General features: G+C 71.3%; 13 protein-coding genes and 1 pseudogene. 10 read left to right on the forward strand and 4 right to left on the reverse strand.

The genetic code is table 11. From position 1 onward, the window contains the following. Nucleotides 1-76: 76 nt before the first annotated feature. From QT381_RS11145 to QT381_RS11170, 6 genes are all read left to right on the forward strand, one after another. Complete coding sequence (locus QT381_RS11145; protein ID WP_289249013.1) at nucleotides 77-919, forward strand: carbohydrate ABC transporter permease; 843 nt, start codon at nucleotides 77-79, stop codon at nucleotides 917-919. Beyond that, nucleotides 916-1,734 (forward strand): carbohydrate ABC transporter permease, encoded by an 819-nt coding sequence (locus QT381_RS11150; RefSeq protein WP_289249014.1) that lies wholly within the window; start codon nucleotides 916-918, stop codon nucleotides 1,732-1,734. Before QT381_RS11145 ends, QT381_RS11150 begins: the two co-directional genes overlap by 4 nt. Before the next feature lie 17 nt (nucleotides 1,735-1,751). Then, nucleotides 1,752-3,416, forward strand: coding sequence for a glycoside hydrolase family 13 protein (locus QT381_RS11155; protein ID WP_289249015.1), 1,665 nt, complete (start codon nucleotides 1,752-1,754; stop codon nucleotides 3,414-3,416). Between the two features lie 91 nt (nucleotides 3,417-3,507). Then, nucleotides 3,508-4,737, forward strand: coding sequence for a TadA family conjugal transfer-associated ATPase (locus tag QT381_RS11160; RefSeq protein ID WP_289249016.1), 1,230 nt, complete (start codon nucleotides 3,508-3,510; stop codon nucleotides 4,735-4,737). Continuing rightward, on the forward strand, nucleotides 4,734-5,585 hold the full coding sequence (locus QT381_RS11165) for a type II secretion system F family protein (RefSeq protein WP_289249017.1): 852 nt from the start codon (nucleotides 4,734-4,736) through the stop codon (nucleotides 5,583-5,585). Before QT381_RS11160 ends, QT381_RS11165 begins: the two co-directional genes overlap by 4 nt. Next, nucleotides 5,573-6,520, forward strand: a complete 948-nt coding sequence (locus QT381_RS11170; protein WP_289249018.1) for a type II secretion system F family protein — start codon at nucleotides 5,573-5,575, stop codon at nucleotides 6,518-6,520. The genes QT381_RS11165 and QT381_RS11170 overlap by 13 nt, the downstream gene beginning before the upstream one ends. 109 nt (nucleotides 6,521-6,629) lie before the next feature. Here the strand turns inward: QT381_RS11170 and QT381_RS11175 are convergent, their stop codons facing one another. Together QT381_RS11175 and QT381_RS11180 are read right to left on the reverse strand one after the other, a co-directional pair. Further along, complete coding sequence (locus QT381_RS11175) at nucleotides 6,630-8,570, reverse strand: cation:proton antiporter (protein ID WP_289249019.1); 1,941 nt, start codon at nucleotides 8,568-8,570, stop codon at nucleotides 6,630-6,632. Between the two features lie 94 nt (nucleotides 8,571-8,664). Further along, the gene (locus tag QT381_RS11180) at nucleotides 8,665-9,042 is read right to left on the reverse strand and encodes a hypothetical protein (RefSeq protein ID WP_289249020.1); all 378 of its coding nucleotides are present in this window, start codon (nucleotides 9,040-9,042) and stop codon (nucleotides 8,665-8,667) included. 122 nt (nucleotides 9,043-9,164) lie between these two features. On the opposite strand from QT381_RS11180, the gene QT381_RS11185 reads away from it, so the two are divergent. From QT381_RS11185 to QT381_RS11195, 3 genes are all read left to right on the forward strand, one after another. After that, nucleotides 9,165-9,641 (forward strand): DUF2975 domain-containing protein, encoded by a 477-nt coding sequence (locus tag QT381_RS11185; RefSeq protein WP_289249021.1) that lies wholly within the window; start codon nucleotides 9,165-9,167, stop codon nucleotides 9,639-9,641. Continuing rightward, nucleotides 9,641-9,847: a helix-turn-helix domain-containing protein gene (locus tag QT381_RS11190; protein WP_289249022.1), complete on the forward strand. Its 207-nt coding sequence runs from the start codon at nucleotides 9,641-9,643 to the stop codon at nucleotides 9,845-9,847. The genes QT381_RS11185 and QT381_RS11190 overlap by 1 nt, the downstream gene beginning before the upstream one ends. A gap of 113 nt (nucleotides 9,848-9,960) precedes the next feature. Further along, nucleotides 9,961-11,016: a 2,3-butanediol dehydrogenase gene (locus QT381_RS11195; RefSeq protein WP_289249023.1), complete on the forward strand. Its 1,056-nt coding sequence runs from the start codon at nucleotides 9,961-9,963 to the stop codon at nucleotides 11,014-11,016. A 24-nt stretch (nucleotides 11,017-11,040) separates the two neighbouring features. Here QT381_RS11195 and QT381_RS11200 read toward each other — a convergent pair whose 3' ends face one another. Beyond that, on the reverse strand, nucleotides 11,041-13,020 hold the full coding sequence (locus QT381_RS11200; protein ID WP_289249024.1) for an amidase: 1,980 nt from the start codon (nucleotides 13,018-13,020) through the stop codon (nucleotides 11,041-11,043). 287 nt (nucleotides 13,021-13,307) lie between these two features. Here QT381_RS11200 and QT381_RS11205 point away from each other — a divergent pair, with 287 nt between their 5' ends. Next, nucleotides 13,308-13,868 carry a hypothetical protein gene (locus QT381_RS11205; protein ID WP_289249025.1) on the forward strand — a complete coding sequence of 187 codons (561 nt, stop codon included), beginning with the start codon at nucleotides 13,308-13,310 and terminating at the stop codon, nucleotides 13,866-13,868. 540 nt (nucleotides 13,869-14,408) lie between these two features. On the opposite strand, the pseudogene QT381_RS11210 reads toward QT381_RS11205, so the two are convergent. Beyond that, a pseudogene (locus tag QT381_RS11210) lies at nucleotides 14,409-15,240 on the reverse strand (ISL3 family transposase); the annotation flags it as partial.

The raw sequence follows: 15,240 nt of genomic DNA on the forward strand, positions 1-15,240 counted from the left end.
CCCATCTCCACCACGCACCGCCGGGTCGCTTCGCGCGCCACGAGTGCGTCTGACCACGGCTCGGCGAGAGCAGCTCGTGCATGCGGCGTTCGTCATCCCGGCGTTCCTGTACATCCTGTACTTCTTCGGCTACCCGCTGATCAAGAACGTGTGGATGAGCTTCGTCGACTTCCGCACGGCCACCTTCATCACGGGCAGGGCGCCCTGGGTCGGGTTCGAGAACTATGCGAGCGTGCTCGCCACGTCCGTTCTGCCGCTCGCCACGGTGAACACGATCGTCATCACCGCGGTGACCGTCGTGGCGCAGCTCGTGATCGGCCTCGCCATCGCGTCCTTCTTCAGCACGCGCTTTCCGGGGAACCGGTTCTTCTCGGGGGCGCTCCTGCTGCCGTGGCTGCTGCCCATGGTCGCGACCGCCGCGGTATGGCGGTGGCTGCTGAGAGACGGCGGCCCGCTGGTCGGGCTGTTGCACCTGCACAACTCGCCGTTCGCGGATCCGGCGCTCGCGCTCGCCTCGGTGATCCTCATCAACATCTGGCTCGGCGTGCCGTTCTACGTGATCATCCTGACCGCGGCGCTGCAGAACGTGCCGAAGGACCAGCTCGAAGCGGCGAACCTCGACGGGGCCGGTCGCCTGGCCAGGTTCTGGCACATCACCCTGCCCAACATCCGTCCGCAGCTCGCGGTGTCGACGACGCTCACCATCATCTACACGCTCAAGGTGCTCGAGCTGCCGCTCATCCTCACGGGCGGCGGCCCGGCGAATGCGACGCAGACGCTCGGCACCGTGGCGTACGCGCTGTCCTTCAAGAAGTTCCAGTTCGGCGAGGGCGCGGCGGTCGGCAACATCCTGATGCTCGTCACGCTCGTGTTCGCCATCGCGTATGTGATCCTCGCCGCCCGCAAGGAGAAGCAATGACCGCCGCAGCCCGACTCTCGCCGTGGCTCAAGACGCTCGGCGCCGTGGGCATCCTGGTCGCGATGCTCTATCCCGTCTACTGGCTGGTCAGCGCATCGTTCCAGCCCGGCGCATCCGCCGCGACCATCCAGGCGATCCCGCCCTCGTTCGACCTCACGTCGTTCCGGAAGGCCGTCGACGAGCAGCTCGGGCCGATCCTCACGAGCCTGGCCGTCGCGATCGGCACAGCGCTGCTGTCCATCGTGATCGCTGCGCCCGCCGCCTTCGGCCTGTCCCGCCTGCGCAGCCGCTTCGTCGACGTCGTGCTGATCACGCTCTTCATCGCCCAGATCGTGCCCGGCATCGTGCTGTCGAACTCGCTCTACACGATGTTCCAGAGCATCGGCCTGCTCAATACGATCCCCGGCCTCATCCTCGCGAACGCCTCCGGCAGCCTGCCGTTCGCGCTGCTCCTGCTGCGCTCGTTCATGCTGGAGATCGACCAGGAGGTCCTCGAGGCCGCGCGCCTGGACGGCGCGGGTGCGGTGCGCACGCTGCTCCAGATCGTCGCGCCGATCAGCCGCAACGCGCTGATCACGGCCGGCGTCTTCGGCTTCCTCGCGGGGTGGGGCGACTTCCTCTTCGCCCTCACGCTGAGCACCGGCTCCGAACTGAAGACCATGACCGTCGGGGTGTACGAGTACATCTCATCGCCGAACGTCGATTGGAGCACGGTGATGGCCGCGAGCGTTCTCGCGAGCCTGCCGGCGATCGTCCTGCTCATCGTCTCGCAGCGTTACCTCCGGGTCGGCCTCGGTGCCGGCTCCGGAAAGTGAAAGGAAAGCACGTCACCATGACGTCGATCGAACACGCACCGAATGCGGCCCGTGCGACCGCCACCGCCGAATGGTGGCGCACCGCCGTCATCTATCAGATCTACCCGCGGTCGTTCGCCGACGCGAACGGGGACGGCGTGGGCGACCTGCGCGGGATCACCGGACGTCTGGACGCGATCGCCGAGCTCGGCGCGGACGCCGTCTGGCTCTCGCCGTTCTACACGTCGCCGCAGAACGACGCGGGCTACGACGTCGCCGACTACTGCGACGTCGACCCCCTCTTCGGCACCCTCGCGGACTTCGACGAGCTCGTCGAAGCGGCGCACGCCCTCGGCATCCGCGTGATCGTCGACCTGGTGCCGAACCACTCGTCGAGCGAGCACCGCTGGTTCCGGGAGGCGCTCGCCGCCGGGCCCGGCTCGGCCGAGCGGAGCAGGTACATCTTCCGCGACGGCCGAGGGGAGGCGGGAGAGCTGCCGCCGAACAACTGGCAATCGACCTTCGACGGTCGCGCGTGGACGCGCGTCGCCGAGGCCGACGGCCAGCCGGGACAGTGGTACCTGCACCTGTTCGACTCGTCCCAGCCGGACTTCGACTGGAGCAATCGCTGGGTGCAGGAGCGCTTCCTCGAGATCCTTCGGTTCTGGCTCGATCGCGGCGTCGACGGATTCCGGGTCGACGTCGCGCACGGGCTCGACAAGGAGCACGGCCTGCCCGACTACGACCAGCCCGATCTGACCGACTTCTTCCGCCCCAGCCCGCACTGGGCGCAGCCCGGCGTGCACGCGATCTATCGCGAGTGGCGCGCACTGCTCGACGACTACGCGGGCGATCGGGTGCTGTGCGCGGAGGCATGGGTGAGCCCGCTCACGAGCCTGTCCGACTGGGTGCGACCGGACGAGATGCACCAGGCCTTCAACTTCGTCTACCTCGCCACGTCGTGGGACGCCGAGGAGCTGCGCCGCGTCATCCGCGACTCGCTCGCCGCCTTCGGCGCGGTCGGCGCGCCGTCGACCTGGGTGCTCTCGAATCACGATGTCGTGCGGCACGCCACGCGGCTGGGCTTCGCGGCCGACGCCGAGCTCTTCCACGGCATCGGCCCGTCGACCCCCGGGCTGCCCGACCCGGCGACCGCACTGCGCCGCGCGCGGGCCGCGACGGCGCTCATGCTCGCCCTGCCCGGCTCGGCCTACCTCTACCAGGGCGAGGAGCTCGGCCTGCCGGAAGCGCTCGACATCCCCGACGCCGACCGACAGGATCCCGCGTGGCGCCGCAGCGCGGGCGAACGCTACGGACGCGACGGCTGCCGCGTCCCGCTGCCCTGGGAAGCGGATGGGACGGCGATCGGATTCAACGACACCGGGCTCTCCTGGCTGCCGCAGCCCGAGCAGTGGCGGACGCTCGCGAGGGACCGGCAACGCCTCGACCCGGCGTCGACCCTGCGCTTCTACGAGCGCGCACTGCGACTGCGTCGGGAGCACGCGCTCGGCGCGGGCGCGATCGCGTGGGAGCGGACGAGCGGCGACGTCATGGACCTGCGCAACCAGGGCATCCGCGTGATCGTGAACCTCGGCGATCACGCGATCGCCCTTCCGGCGGGGACGGTCGTGCTCAGCTCCGTTCCGCTCGACGATCCCGCCCGCCTCCCCGTCGATGCGGCGGTGTGGATGCGCGAGGAGTGATCGGGTACGTGTCGGGTCGTGAGACCGACGTGCTCCGTGCGGCTGTGGACACCGCGCGAGCGGGAGCGCCGGCCTCCCGATAATCGTCGGCATGTCGCAGGCGGTCGCGCTGATCACGGATGAGGTGCGCGCCCGCCTGCGCCGCGACGGCGTCGACCTGGCGCGCGACCGCGACGTCGCCGACCGGTACGTGCGGGACGAGGTGCGGCGCTACGCGGAGCGGGCGCTCGGCGGCAGCGTGCCGCTGCTGCCCGACGAGGCGCTCGCGACCCGCCAGGTCGTCGCGTCGCTCACCGGGTACGGCGCGCTGCAGCCGCTGTTCGACGACGAGACCGTCGAGGAGATCTGGATCAACGGCCCCGACCGCGTGTTCGCGGCGCGCGGGGGAGTGAGCGAGCTGACCGACATCCGCCTCACGGACGTCGAGGTGCGCGACCTCGTCGAACGGATGCTGCAGACCTCCGGCCGGCGCGTCGACGTGAGCTCTCCGTTCGTCGACGCGAGCCTCCCCGACGGCTCGCGGCTGCACGTCGTCATCCCCGACATCACGGCGCGGCACTGGAGCGTCAACATCCGCAAGTTCGTGCACCGCATCCGCGATCTGCAGCGGCTCGTGGCGCTCGGGTCGCTGCCGATGCAGGCGGCCGAGTACCTGCGCATGTGCGTGCTGAGCGGTCAGAACGTGCTCGTGTCGGGGGCGACGCAGAGCGGCAAGACGACGATGCTCGGCGCACTTCTCGCGGCGGCGCGGCCGAGCGAGCGGATCGTCACGGTCGAGGAGACCTTCGAGCTCGACCTCGCCGCGACCGACCGGGTCGCCATGCAGTGCCGCCAGCCGAGCCTCGAGGGCACCGGCGAGGTCACGCTGCGCCGCCTGATCAAGGAGGCGCTGCGGATGCGCCCCGACCGCCTCGTGGTGGGCGAGGTGCGCGAGGCGGAGAGCCTCGACCTGCTCATCGCGCTCAACTCGGGGCTGCCGGGCATGTCGTCGATCCACGCCAACAGCGCGCGCGACGCGCTCGCGAAGCTCTCGACGCTGCCGCTCCTCGCCGGGCGCAACATCGACTCCTCGTTCATCGTGCCGACCGTCGCGGGCGTCATCGACGTCGTCGTGCACTGCGAGCTGCAGCGCGACGGCCGTCGTCGCGTCGCGGAGATCGTCGCGCCGAGCGGGCACGCGTCCGGCAGCGTCATCGAGGCCAGCACGATCTTCCAGGTCGAGGGCCGCGACCTCGTGCACACGGGCGGCTTCCCGACTCGCCGGTCGAAGTTCGCGGCCGCCGGATTCGACCCGGCCGTGGTGCTGAGCAGGTCGGCGTGACCGTCGTCCTCGGCATCCTGCTGGGCCTCGGCCTCACCCTCGCGGCGTCGCCCTGGCTGTGGCCGGCGCGCGAGGAGCGCCCGCGCGAGACGGGACGCCTGCGAGACCTGCTCGTGCAGGCCGGGCTCGCCCGCGTCACGGTGCCGACCTTCGTCGTCGTGAGCGTGCTGCTCGGGGCGGTCGCCGCCGGACTCGTGGCCGCGATCGTCCCCGTCGTCGTGCTCGCGGTCGCCGCAGGGCTCGTGGGCGCCGCACTGCCCACGGTGCTCGTCGTCGCCCGTGCCCGGTCGGCGCGCCGCACGACCCGCATCGTCTGGCCGGATGTCGTCGACCACCTGGTGTCGGCGGTGCGGTCGGGCCTCGCGCTGCCCGACAGCGTCGTCGCCCTCGCGCACACCGGACCGCCCGCGACCCGGGCGGCGTTCGCCGAGTTCGAGGCGGACTATCGAGCGACCGGCGACTTCCCGGCGAGCATCGACCGGCTCAAGCAGCGCCTCGCCGACCCGGTGGCCGACCGCATCCTCGAGACGCTGCGGATGTCGCGCGAGGTCGGCGGCACGGAGCTGACGGGCGTGCTGCGCGCGCTCGCGTCGTACCTGCGGGCGGATGCGGCCGTGCGCTCCGAGGTCGAGGCGCGGCAGTCCTGGGTCGTCGTCGCCGCGCGTCTCGGCGTAGCGGCACCGTGGATCGTGCTCCTGCTGCTCTCGACGCGGCCCGAGGCCGCGGCGGCCTACAACTCGGCGTCGGGCAGTGTCGTCGTCGCGATCGGGCTCGCGATCTCGGTCGTCGCGTACCGCATCATGCTCGCGGTCGGCCGGCTGCCCGAGGAGCGGCGGTGGTTCGAGTGAGCGCGGCGCTGCCGCTCGCCATCGTGCTCGGACTCGCCCTCGGCGTCGGCGCGTGGCTCGTCGTCAGTGCTCTGCCGCGGCTCGGCCGGCCGACGCTCATGGCCCGAGTCGCGCCGTTCGTCGTCGACGTGTCGCCCGCGGCGCGCGAGTACCTCGACCGCCGCACGGCGAACCCGCTGCCCGTGCTCGGGCTCGTGCTGTCCCCGGTCGCGCGTCCGCTCGTGCGGCTGCTCGACGCGCTCCTGGGCGGGTCGGCGTCGCTCGGGCGCCGGCTCGCGCAGGCGGGTTCGGCGTTGCGGCCGTCGGAGTTCCGCATCCGTCAGCTGCTCTGGGGAGCGGGCGGGGCCGGGCTCGGCGTGCTCGTCGCGGTGACCGCGAGCCGGTCGGTCGCCGTGCCGCCCCTCGCCTCGGTCGGCATCGTCGCCGTGCTCGCGGTGCTCGGCGTCGTGGTGCGCGACACGCTGCTGCAGCGCGCCGCGCGGGCGCGCGTGGCGCGGATGGCCGAGGAGCTGCCGACGGTGCTCGAGTTCCTGACGCTGAGCCTCGCGGCGGGAGAGAGCATCCTCGACGCGATCCGCCGGGTCGCCCGCGTCAGCCGCGGCGAGCTCGCTCGCGAGCTCGCCGGCGTTGCGACAGCGGTGGCGACCGGGCTCCCGCTCGCAGACAGCCTCGCCGAGCTCGCCGGACGGATGCAGCTGCCGCCGCTCACCCGCAGCGTCGAGCAGATCGTCGGTGCACTCGAACGCGGCACCCCGCTCGTCGAGGTGCTGCGCGCGCAGGCGCAGGACGTGCGCGTCGACGCCAAGCGGGAGCTGCTCGAGGCGGCCGGCAAGAAGGAGGTCGCGATGCTCGTGCCGCTCGTGTTCCTCATCCTCCCGGTGACGGTCGTCTTCGCACTCTGGCCGGGCGTCGTCGTGCTGCAGACGGGGTTCTGAGTCTCAGCCTTCACATTCGCCGCGTCCCGCGGCGCGGGACGGACTGGAATGAGCCAGGCCCGACGGCGGCTACGTGCATGCGCACGCCGAGCACGCCGCCGTGCCGTGATCACTCGCCGGAGGCGCGGGCGTCGACGGCGTCCATCGAGATCTCCTCCGCGTCGAGCGCGGTTCGCAGCACCTCGATCGCCTCGGACGAGTACGCGCCGCGCTCGTACGCGTCGCCCAGCGCCGCGCGCTCGGCGTCGAGCTGCACGCGCCGCAGCCGTTGGAACTGCGCGACCTCGTTGTCGGGTTCCGTGAGGTCGGTGCTCGCCCAGATCTCGAGGCGGCCGAGCCAGATCGTGCCCTGCGCGGCGACCTCGTCGACCACCCCGTCCCGCAGGGGTGAACCGGATGCGGCCGACGACTCGGCCACGTGCGCGACGGCTGCGTCGCCGGCATCCTTCATGAGCTTGCGCAGCTCGTAGACCTCGGTGCGCTCCGACCCGGGAGCGTCGGCGGCGGGATGCAGACGCCGCACGACGACCGGCAGCAGCAGACCCTGCACGACGAGGGTGATGATCGCGACCGCGAACGCGATGAGCACGAGCGAGTCACGCATGGGTGCTCCGTCGGGGACCGTCTGGACGGCGACGACCGTGACGACCCCGCGCATGCCGGACAGCCCGAGGATGACGCCGTCACGCCATCCGAGGGCCTGGTCGCGCTCGGCGGTCAGGTCGTTGGCGCGCTGATCGAGGCGCTTGCGGAAGTTCTGGAACGACCGGGACAGTCGTGAACGCGTCGACTCGTCGAGCTCGGGCGCCGGCGTCGGGTCGTTCTCGAGCTCGGCGAGTTGCGCGACGACCCGGTCGCGTGCGGCCCGGTCCTTCTTCGTCACGATCCCGAGGGCCGCCCGCACGCCCCGCAGGAAGCTCCGCCCCGGCGACTGGCGGATGCCCAGCCGGCGGAAGCTGGCCGCTCGTCGCTGGAAGTCCTCCTCGGTGATGCTGTCGAATCGGCCCTGGGTCTGCGCGGCCCGCGCGGCGTGCCGACGGTAGCGGCGGCGGATGGAGGACAGCAGCGGAGGCATCGCCGCGAAGCGCACGGCCACCAGCAGCACGATCACGAGCCCCGCGACGCCGAGGGTCGCGAGCAGGGCGTTGCCCGCCGCGACCTCGCCCACGACCGGCCAGAGCTCGAAACCCATGTAGAGGAACACCGCGTTCTCGACGAGCAGCGTCACAGTGCGCCAGGTGCCCGACTCCGCGGCCCGGAATGAGGCACGGATGCGGTACGCGCCCTGGTTGCCGACGAGGATGCCCGCGGTCACGACCGCCACGACCCCTGACGCTCCGGCGAACTCGCCCGCGAGGTAGGCGACGAACGGCACGACGAGCGAGATCGCCGCGTCGAGCACCGGGTCGGTGATCCGGTGCCTGAGCACCACGACCACCGCGGCGAGCACGCCCCCGATGAGCGCCGCGCCGACGACCGCCCAGAGGAAGGTCAGGGCGATGCTCCATCCCGTCGGCGCCGTGCCGGTGGCCGAGACGATCGCGAGGGCCGTCGACAGCAGCACGAGCGCGGTCGCGTCGTTCACGAGCCCCTCGCCCTCGAGGATCGTGACGATGCGCGGGGGCAGGCCGAGCCGCTTGCCGAGGCTCGTGGCTGCCACGGCATCCGGAGGCGCGACCACGGCGCCGAGCGCGATCGCGAGCGCGAGGGGCACGACGGCCCACAGCAGGTGCACGAGCACGCCGACGAGCACGGCCGAGACGATGACGAGCACGACCGCGAGCGTGCCGATGACGCGGAGATTGCGGCGGAAGTCGACGAACGGCACCTGACGTGCGGCCGCGTAGAGCAACGGGGGCAGGATCACCGTGAGCACGATGTCCGGCTCGATCTCGAGGTGCGGCACGCCCGGGATCGCGCCCGCTCCGACGCCGACGAGGGTCAGCGCGAGCGGCGCGGCGACGCCGATGCGGCTCGCGAAGAACGAGACGACGCCGATGACGAGCACCACGGCGACGACCACGAGCGTCGCCAGTTCCGTGCTCCCCATGCCGTCACCGTACCGGTCATGCCGCGCCCCCGGCGCGGAGCCCACGTCGAGTCGCCGCGGGAGCGGCCGGACGGCGGCGGGCGTCAGCCGGCCGTCAGCCGGCCGGGCTGAGCAGGATCGCGAGCATCGCGAGCGCCTGGCCGGAGAGGGCGAGCACGATGCCGACCCGGATGCTGAACACCTTCTGCCGGTGGGCGTCGTCGAGTCCGAAGCCGAGCACCGGGCAGCCGGCCCAGACGAGCAGGCACACGCCGATCGCGGACGCGACCGCGCCGATCCAGAACGGGAGCGCGGCGACCGCGACGAGGTCGGCGGGGCGCCAGCCGGAGGCGAGCATCGGTCCGAGGATGAGGGCGGGCGCGATCACGACCGCGGCGAGCCAGATCGTGCCGGTGCGGATGATGCGCTGCGTCTCCGCCGCCGGGCTCACGGCGATCTCGGCGACGGTGGGTGTTCCCTGCGAATCGGTCATGAGCGCAACTGTCTCGCCGGGGGCACCCGGGACGCAAGCCGGTCGGCGCATCCGGTCCGCTGCTGGGAGGGCGAATCGATCGAGAATCGATAGTATTGCGTCGTTCTTCGATAGGAGCGACCATGGAACACCTCGCCCGCGTCATCCTGCTCGTCGTCATCGGCGTCTTCCTCGTCGTCGCGCTCGCCGTGCAGATCCTGCTGCTGCCGCACCTCGCCGCGGAGTCGGCGACGTCCTGGCCCGAGATCGCCTACCTCGAGGCCCCCGTGCTCGTCACCGCGATCGCGATCGTCGCGTGCGCCGAGGTCGTGCTCGTCATCCTGGCCCGGCTCGTGCTGCTCACCGACAGCGACCGCATCTTCACGCGCGCGTCGCTGCGGTGGGTCGACGCGATGACCGGATGCTTCGTGCTCGCCGCGATCCTCGCGGGCGGTCTCGGCATCGGCCTTCGCGCGAACGATGCGCTCAACCCGGGCATCGGCGTCATGCTCTGCGCGGGCATCGCCGGCTGCGCGGCCGTGGCGCTGCTGCTCATCGTCATGCGGGGTCTGCTCGTGCGGGCGACGACCATGCGCGACGACCTCGCCGAGGTGGTCTGATGGCGATCGAGCTCGACATCGACGTCATGCTCGCGCGCCGCAAGATGAGCGTCGGCGAGCTCGCGCTGCGGGTCGGCATCACGCCCGCGAATCTCGCCGTGCTCAAGAACGGGCGGGCGAAGGCCGTGCGCTTCACGACCCTCGACGCGCTGTGCGTCGCGCTCGACTGCCAGCCGGGCGAGCTGCTGCGGCACGTGCCGGACTGAGAGCGACCTGCGGAAGGGGGACCTTCGACCCGTGCGACCCGGTCGTCGCGGAGTTCACTGGATCTCGGGCGACGGAGAATCCGCGCCCGGTCTTCGAACGATGGGAGTCGACCATGAAGGCAGCGCGTTACTACGGCAACCACGACATCCGCATCGAGAACATCCCCGAGCCCGAGCTGCTGCCGGGCACGGTCGCGATCGACGTGGCCTGGTGCGGCATCTGCGGCACCGACCTCCACGAGTACCTGGACGGGCCGATCTTCGTGCCCGCACCGGGGCATCCGCATCCGATCTCGGGCGAGGAGGCGCCGGTCACGATGGGGCACGAGTTCTCCGGGGTGGTGTCCGCGCTCGGCGAGGGCGTCACCGACCTGAACATCGGCGACCGGGTCGTCGTGGAGCCGTACATCATCCGCCCCGACGTGTCGATCGCGGAGGGCGAGGAGTACCAGCTCTCGTCCGACATGAACTTCATCGGTCTCGCCGGCCGCGGCGGCGGCCTGAGCGAGAAGGTCGTCGTCGAGCGCCGCTGGGTGCACCCGGTCGGCGACATCCCGCTCGACCAGGCGGCGCTCATCGAGCCGCTCTCCGTCGGCCACCACGCGGTCGTGCGCAGCGGAGCGAAGGCCGGGCAGGTCGCCATCGTCGGCGGCGCGGGCCCGATCGGCCTGCTCACCGCCGCGGTCGCGAAGGCCGAGGGCCTGACCGTGATCATCAGCGAGGTGAGCGCGGCGCGCAAGGCGAAGGCGCTCGCGACCGGCGTCGCCGACCACGTCTTCGACCCGACCGAGGTCGACGTGGCCGCCGAGGTGCGCAGGCTCACGGGCGGCCAGGGGGCGGATGTCGGCTTCGAGTGCACGAGCGTCGACGCGGTGCTCGACATGCTGCTCGACGCGGTGCGGCCCGCCGCGGTCGTCGTCAACGTGTCGATCTGGGGCCACCGGCCCACGGTGGACATGTACAAGCTCGTCATGAAGGAGATCGACCTGCGCGGCACGATCGCCTACGCGAACGACCACGCGGCGACGATCAAGCTCGTGCAGGACGGCAAGCTCGACCTGGCGTCGTTCATCACCGGTCGCATCGCGCTCGACGACCTGGTCGACGAGGGCTTCGACCAGCTGATCCACCACAACGACACCCAGGTCAAGATCCTCGTGCACCCCTGACGCGGCGCGAGGCCGGGTCGCGGGTCAGGCGGGCAGCGGCGCGAGGACCATCCCGGCGCCGGCCGCCGTCTTCACGAGCACGAGCACCTCGTCGGTGAGCCGCGGCCGGGCGAGCGAGACCTGACCGCGGTAGCGGCCCGGCGCATCCGCGACCGCGCGCAGGATGTGCCCGTCCGCCCAGACCGACGCCGGGACGTCGGGGTGCAGCGACACCTCGACGTCCCAGGCCCGTTCCGAGCGCTCGATCGACACTCCGAACGCCGGGACCGCGTCGACGGGCGCCGCCGCGGCATCCGTCCGGTCGCGCTGCTCGATCTGGTTGCTCGGCAGGCTCGGCGTGAGGAACGCGGCCTCCCGCCGCCGGGTCGCCCGCTCGTACGCGGCGGCGGCGTCGATGAGCCGGTCGTCGCGGTACGCGGGCGCAGCGAAGGTGAGCCCGACCGGCATCTGGATGTCGGACATGAAGCCCATCGGCACGGTCACGCTCGGGATGCCGAGGTGGCGCAGCACGCGATTGGTCGTCGAGTAGACCACGCCGTTGCGTGACGCCGCCTCCAGGCTCTCCGGGCGGCTGAACAGGTCGTCGCGGCCGACGTCGCCGGCCGCCGGGAACACGACGAGGTCGAGGCCCTCGGCGCTCAGCCACTCCTCGAAGTCGAGCCGGCGGGCTTCCTCGAGACCGCGGAGCAGGTGGGCGAGCCCCGGGATGTCGTCGTAGCTCGCGGGGAGCCCCTGTTTGACGAGCTCGGCGAGGCGCTGCCAGTCGAATCCGCCGCGTGCCCGCGTGATCCACACCGGCACCGGGGCGTCGTCGGCGGGGAAGACCGTGTCGCCGTCGACGTCCGCCCAGCTCGTCAGGTTCGGGTCGCCGTTCTCGCGCAGGAACTGGTCGAGCGCCATCGCCGTGATCGTGCTGCCCTCGAGCGCCCGCCAGACCGGCGGCACGAGCCCCCGCCCGGGCAGGCCCCGCGCGTCGGGCTTGCTCTCCTCGTAGTTCGACACGACGGGGAAGTCGACCTCGATCACCTCGGCGCCGAGCGCGCGCAGGTCGTCGGCCGCGCGGTCCCACAGCCGCCGCACCGATGGGCGGACGACGGGCGGGTCGAGCAGGTCGGGGTCCTCGCCGATGAACATGCGCGGCACGCCGATACGCGTCCCGTCGAGCCGCGCCGGGCGCTCGCGGGCGACCGGATGCGCGAGCACCTCCTCGGGGGCGGGAAGCGCGACCGCGGTCTGCTGGCGCCAGAAGTCGCCGGTGCGCTCCGCATCCGTCACCGCGAGCACGTCGAGCAGCAGCTCGAGGTCCGCGACGGACCGGGTGTGCGGCACGACGACGTCGCACGTCGGTCGCAGCGGCCAGTTGCCGCGGATCGAGAGCACGCCGCGCGAGGGCGTGTAGGCGACGAGCGCGTTGTTCGACGCGGGGGAGCGGCCCGACGAGACCGTCTCCTCGGCCATGCCGAACGCGCACATGCTCGCCGCGGTCGCGGTGCCCGAGCCGTTCGATGATCCGGAGCCGTACGCCGCGGTGAGGTACTCGGGGTTGTAGGGGCTGCGGGCGTAGTCGTACACCCCGGGCTGCACGCCGCCCGCGGCCATCGGCGGCATGTTCGTCTTGCCGAGCAGCACGGCGCCCGCGGCGCGCAGCTGGGCGACGGATGCCGCATCCTCGGTCGCGACGAGGCCGGCGAGCGCCGGGGAGCCGGATGCCACCGTGAGCCCGGTGACCTTGTAGCTGTCCTTGACGGTGAACGGGATGCCCTCGAGCGGTCCCGCGGTGCCGGCGCGGCGGCGCGCGTCGGAGACCGCGGCCTCGGCGAGGCAGTCCGGGTTGAGCACCGCGATGGCGTGCAGGCACAGGCCCGTGCGGTCGTAGTACGCGATGCGGTTCAGGTAGGCGACCACGAGGTCGACGCTCGTGACCCGTCCCGCCTCGAGCGCCTCCAGCAGCTCGGGAATGCCCGCCTCCACGACGTCGAACCGATCCATATCCGCCCCGCGCATGTGCGCCCCCTCCGCATCCGTGCGTCGATCCTCGCACCCGCGTGCGTCCTCCGCGTGCCCCGGTGGACACCGGCGACGCGACCGAACCACCCGTTATGCGGAAAGCTCAGGGCGCCGAAGGTGTGCTCTGCAGTACCTCGGCGCTGCGTCGGGCCGCCGATGATGAGCTCGACGCGACCGCGGGTCTGTCCCGTAGTGGTTCGGCCGCGCGAGTCGTAAGGTGGTCGCACGCTGCCGCGAAAGCAACCACCGCTCAAGGATGAGAGCATGAACACGCGAAGAGATCCATGGCCGTGGGCGCGCGCGGGGCTCTTGCCCCTCGGCGCTCTCGTCGTTGCCTGATGATCGCGTCGTGTTCACCTGGAGCGGGATCGACGGAGGAGCGCCCGACCGCGCTGCCCACTGTTGCGCAGATCGACCCGGCCGTGCTCGCGGCCGACGACGACTGCGACCCGACGCGGATGTCCAAGGAGCAGTTCGCTGCGATCGACGACGGCGAGATCAGTTACGACGATTACTTGCCCGGCTTCCAACGCATGGCCACGTGCATGGAAGCCGACGGATACACCCTCGTCCACGAGGGGGAGAACAACGAGATCGTCGACACGTCGATTCCCGATGCGGCGTTCCCCAGCTATCAGGAGTGCTACGCGCGCGAGTTCGTAGAAGTGGACAAGACCTGGCAGATATACCGGGAGAATTTCGGACCGCCGGCGCACGCATTGTCTGAGTGCTTGACCGAGCGAGGTGAGAAGCCGGCGCTGACTTACCTTGAGAAGTACCAGCAATTCGCGGCGCTGGGCTTGGATCCGCAAAAGGATTGCTGGGATGTCAAACTCCGAGGGTGACGCGCCGGGCCGGTCTCGGCGGCGAGCAACACGTCGCACGGTCGGCTACGTGATCCCACTGGTCCTGGCCTGGTTGCTGCCCGTGGTCGTACTCGTCGCCGCGGTTCCATTGAGCCAGCGCGCGGAGTCCGCGAGTGTCGCGCCCCCGGAGCCCGAGTTCGTCACCGTGGGCTCTCGCCTCGCGCCCGCGAGGACCGGTGTGACGATCGCGATCGACTTCAGGGCGCCGACGTCGGTCCCTGTTCGACGGTCAGGAATCCTGACGTCGCTCGACGTGGCGGTCGGTGATTCGCTGCAGGAGGGGGCGCCGCTCGTGCACGTCGACGGCACACCCGTGCTCGTCTACTCGGCGGCGAGCCCGCTGTATCGAGACCTGCACCGCGGCGACACGGGACCCGACGTTCGAGCCCTGACGAAGTATCTGGGCGGACTGAAGCTCATACCGGAATCGTCCGCAACATCGTCGTTCGACTCGGCGGTCGAGGCCGCTGTCCGTCGCTTCGAGGCGAAGCTGGCTCTTCGGACATTCGGTGGGGGTCGTGGTGTGAGGCCTCCGGCGGCGGGGAGCATGCGGAGCCTGTAGTTGTGGCGGTTGCGGTAGCCGCGGGCGAGGCGCCGGTGTAGCTCGATGATCCCGTTGATCGCTTCGGTGCCGCCGTTGTTCGCGCGGCTCGTGGTGAAGTACGCGAGGAACGCGTCTCGCCACCGTCGTGGGGTGCGGCCGAGGCGGGCGATCTCGGGGATCGGGCAGGTGTGGAACGTGTCGATGACCTTCTGTGCGATCCGTCGCCCCTCGGTCAGGTCCTTCGCGTGGTAGGCGGATCGGAGTTGCTGGGCGCACTGCCACGCGACGAACACCTCGTCGTGCGCGGGGTCGGCCTCGATCGCGGCGGCCAGACGTGCCCGCTGCTTGTCGGTGAGGTTCTCCTGCCCGGCGCGGAGGATGGACTGGATCCCGTAGAGCGGGTCGCCGGTGCGTCCGCGATGGCCGAGGGTGTCCTGCTGGACGCGGCGGCGGACCTCGTCGACGGCAGCGGTGCCGAGCTTGACGACATGGAACGCGTCCAAGACGGCGGTGGCGTCTTCGAGCTTGTCGTCGATTGCGGTCTTGTATCCGGCGAACGGATCAAGAGCTGCGACCTTCACCTGCTTGCGGAACGCGTCGCCTCGCTCGCCGAGCCAGGACGCGTAAGCCTTCCCGGACCGGCCCGGCACCAGATCCAGCAGCCGGGCCCGCGTCTTGCCCTGCTCGTCGCGGGTCAGGTCGACCATTCCGGTCAGCTCCTTCGGACCGCGCTTGCGGGGGTCGACGTGATGCCAGATGTGCTCATCGACACCGAGGGTGGTGACGTTCTCGAACCGGGACTCGTCG

Source organism: Galbitalea sp. SE-J8, from assembly GCF_030345695.1.
Lineage (GTDB): Bacteria > Actinomycetota > Actinomycetes > Actinomycetales > Microbacteriaceae > JAUASV01.

Coding starts and splice junctions, on each gene's coding strand:
- QT381_RS11150 (WP_289249014.1), top strand. CDS start 916: ATGACCGCCGCAGCCCGACTCTCGCCGTGGCTCAAGACGCTCGGCGCC.
- QT381_RS11155 (WP_289249015.1), top strand. CDS start 1,752: ATGACGTCGATCGAACACGCACCGAATGCGGCCCGTGCGACCGCCACC.
- QT381_RS11160 (WP_289249016.1), top strand. CDS start 3,508: ATGTCGCAGGCGGTCGCGCTGATCACGGATGAGGTGCGCGCCCGCCTG.
- QT381_RS11175 (WP_289249019.1), bottom strand. CDS start 8,570: ATGGGGAGCACGGAACTGGCGACGCTCGTGGTCGTCGCCGTGGTGCTC.
- QT381_RS11180 (WP_289249020.1), bottom strand. CDS start 9,042: ATGACCGATTCGCAGGGAACACCCACCGTCGCCGAGATCGCCGTGAGC.
- QT381_RS11185 (WP_289249021.1), top strand. CDS start 9,165: ATGGAACACCTCGCCCGCGTCATCCTGCTCGTCGTCATCGGCGTCTTC.
- QT381_RS11190 (WP_289249022.1), top strand. CDS start 9,641: ATGGCGATCGAGCTCGACATCGACGTCATGCTCGCGCGCCGCAAGATG.
- QT381_RS11195 (WP_289249023.1), top strand. CDS start 9,961: ATGAAGGCAGCGCGTTACTACGGCAACCACGACATCCGCATCGAGAAC.
- QT381_RS11200 (WP_289249024.1), bottom strand. CDS start 13,020: ATGCGCGGGGCGGATATGGATCGGTTCGACGTCGTGGAGGCGGGCATT.
- QT381_RS11205 (WP_289249025.1), top strand. CDS start 13,308: ATGGCCGTGGGCGCGCGCGGGGCTCTTGCCCCTCGGCGCTCTCGTCGT.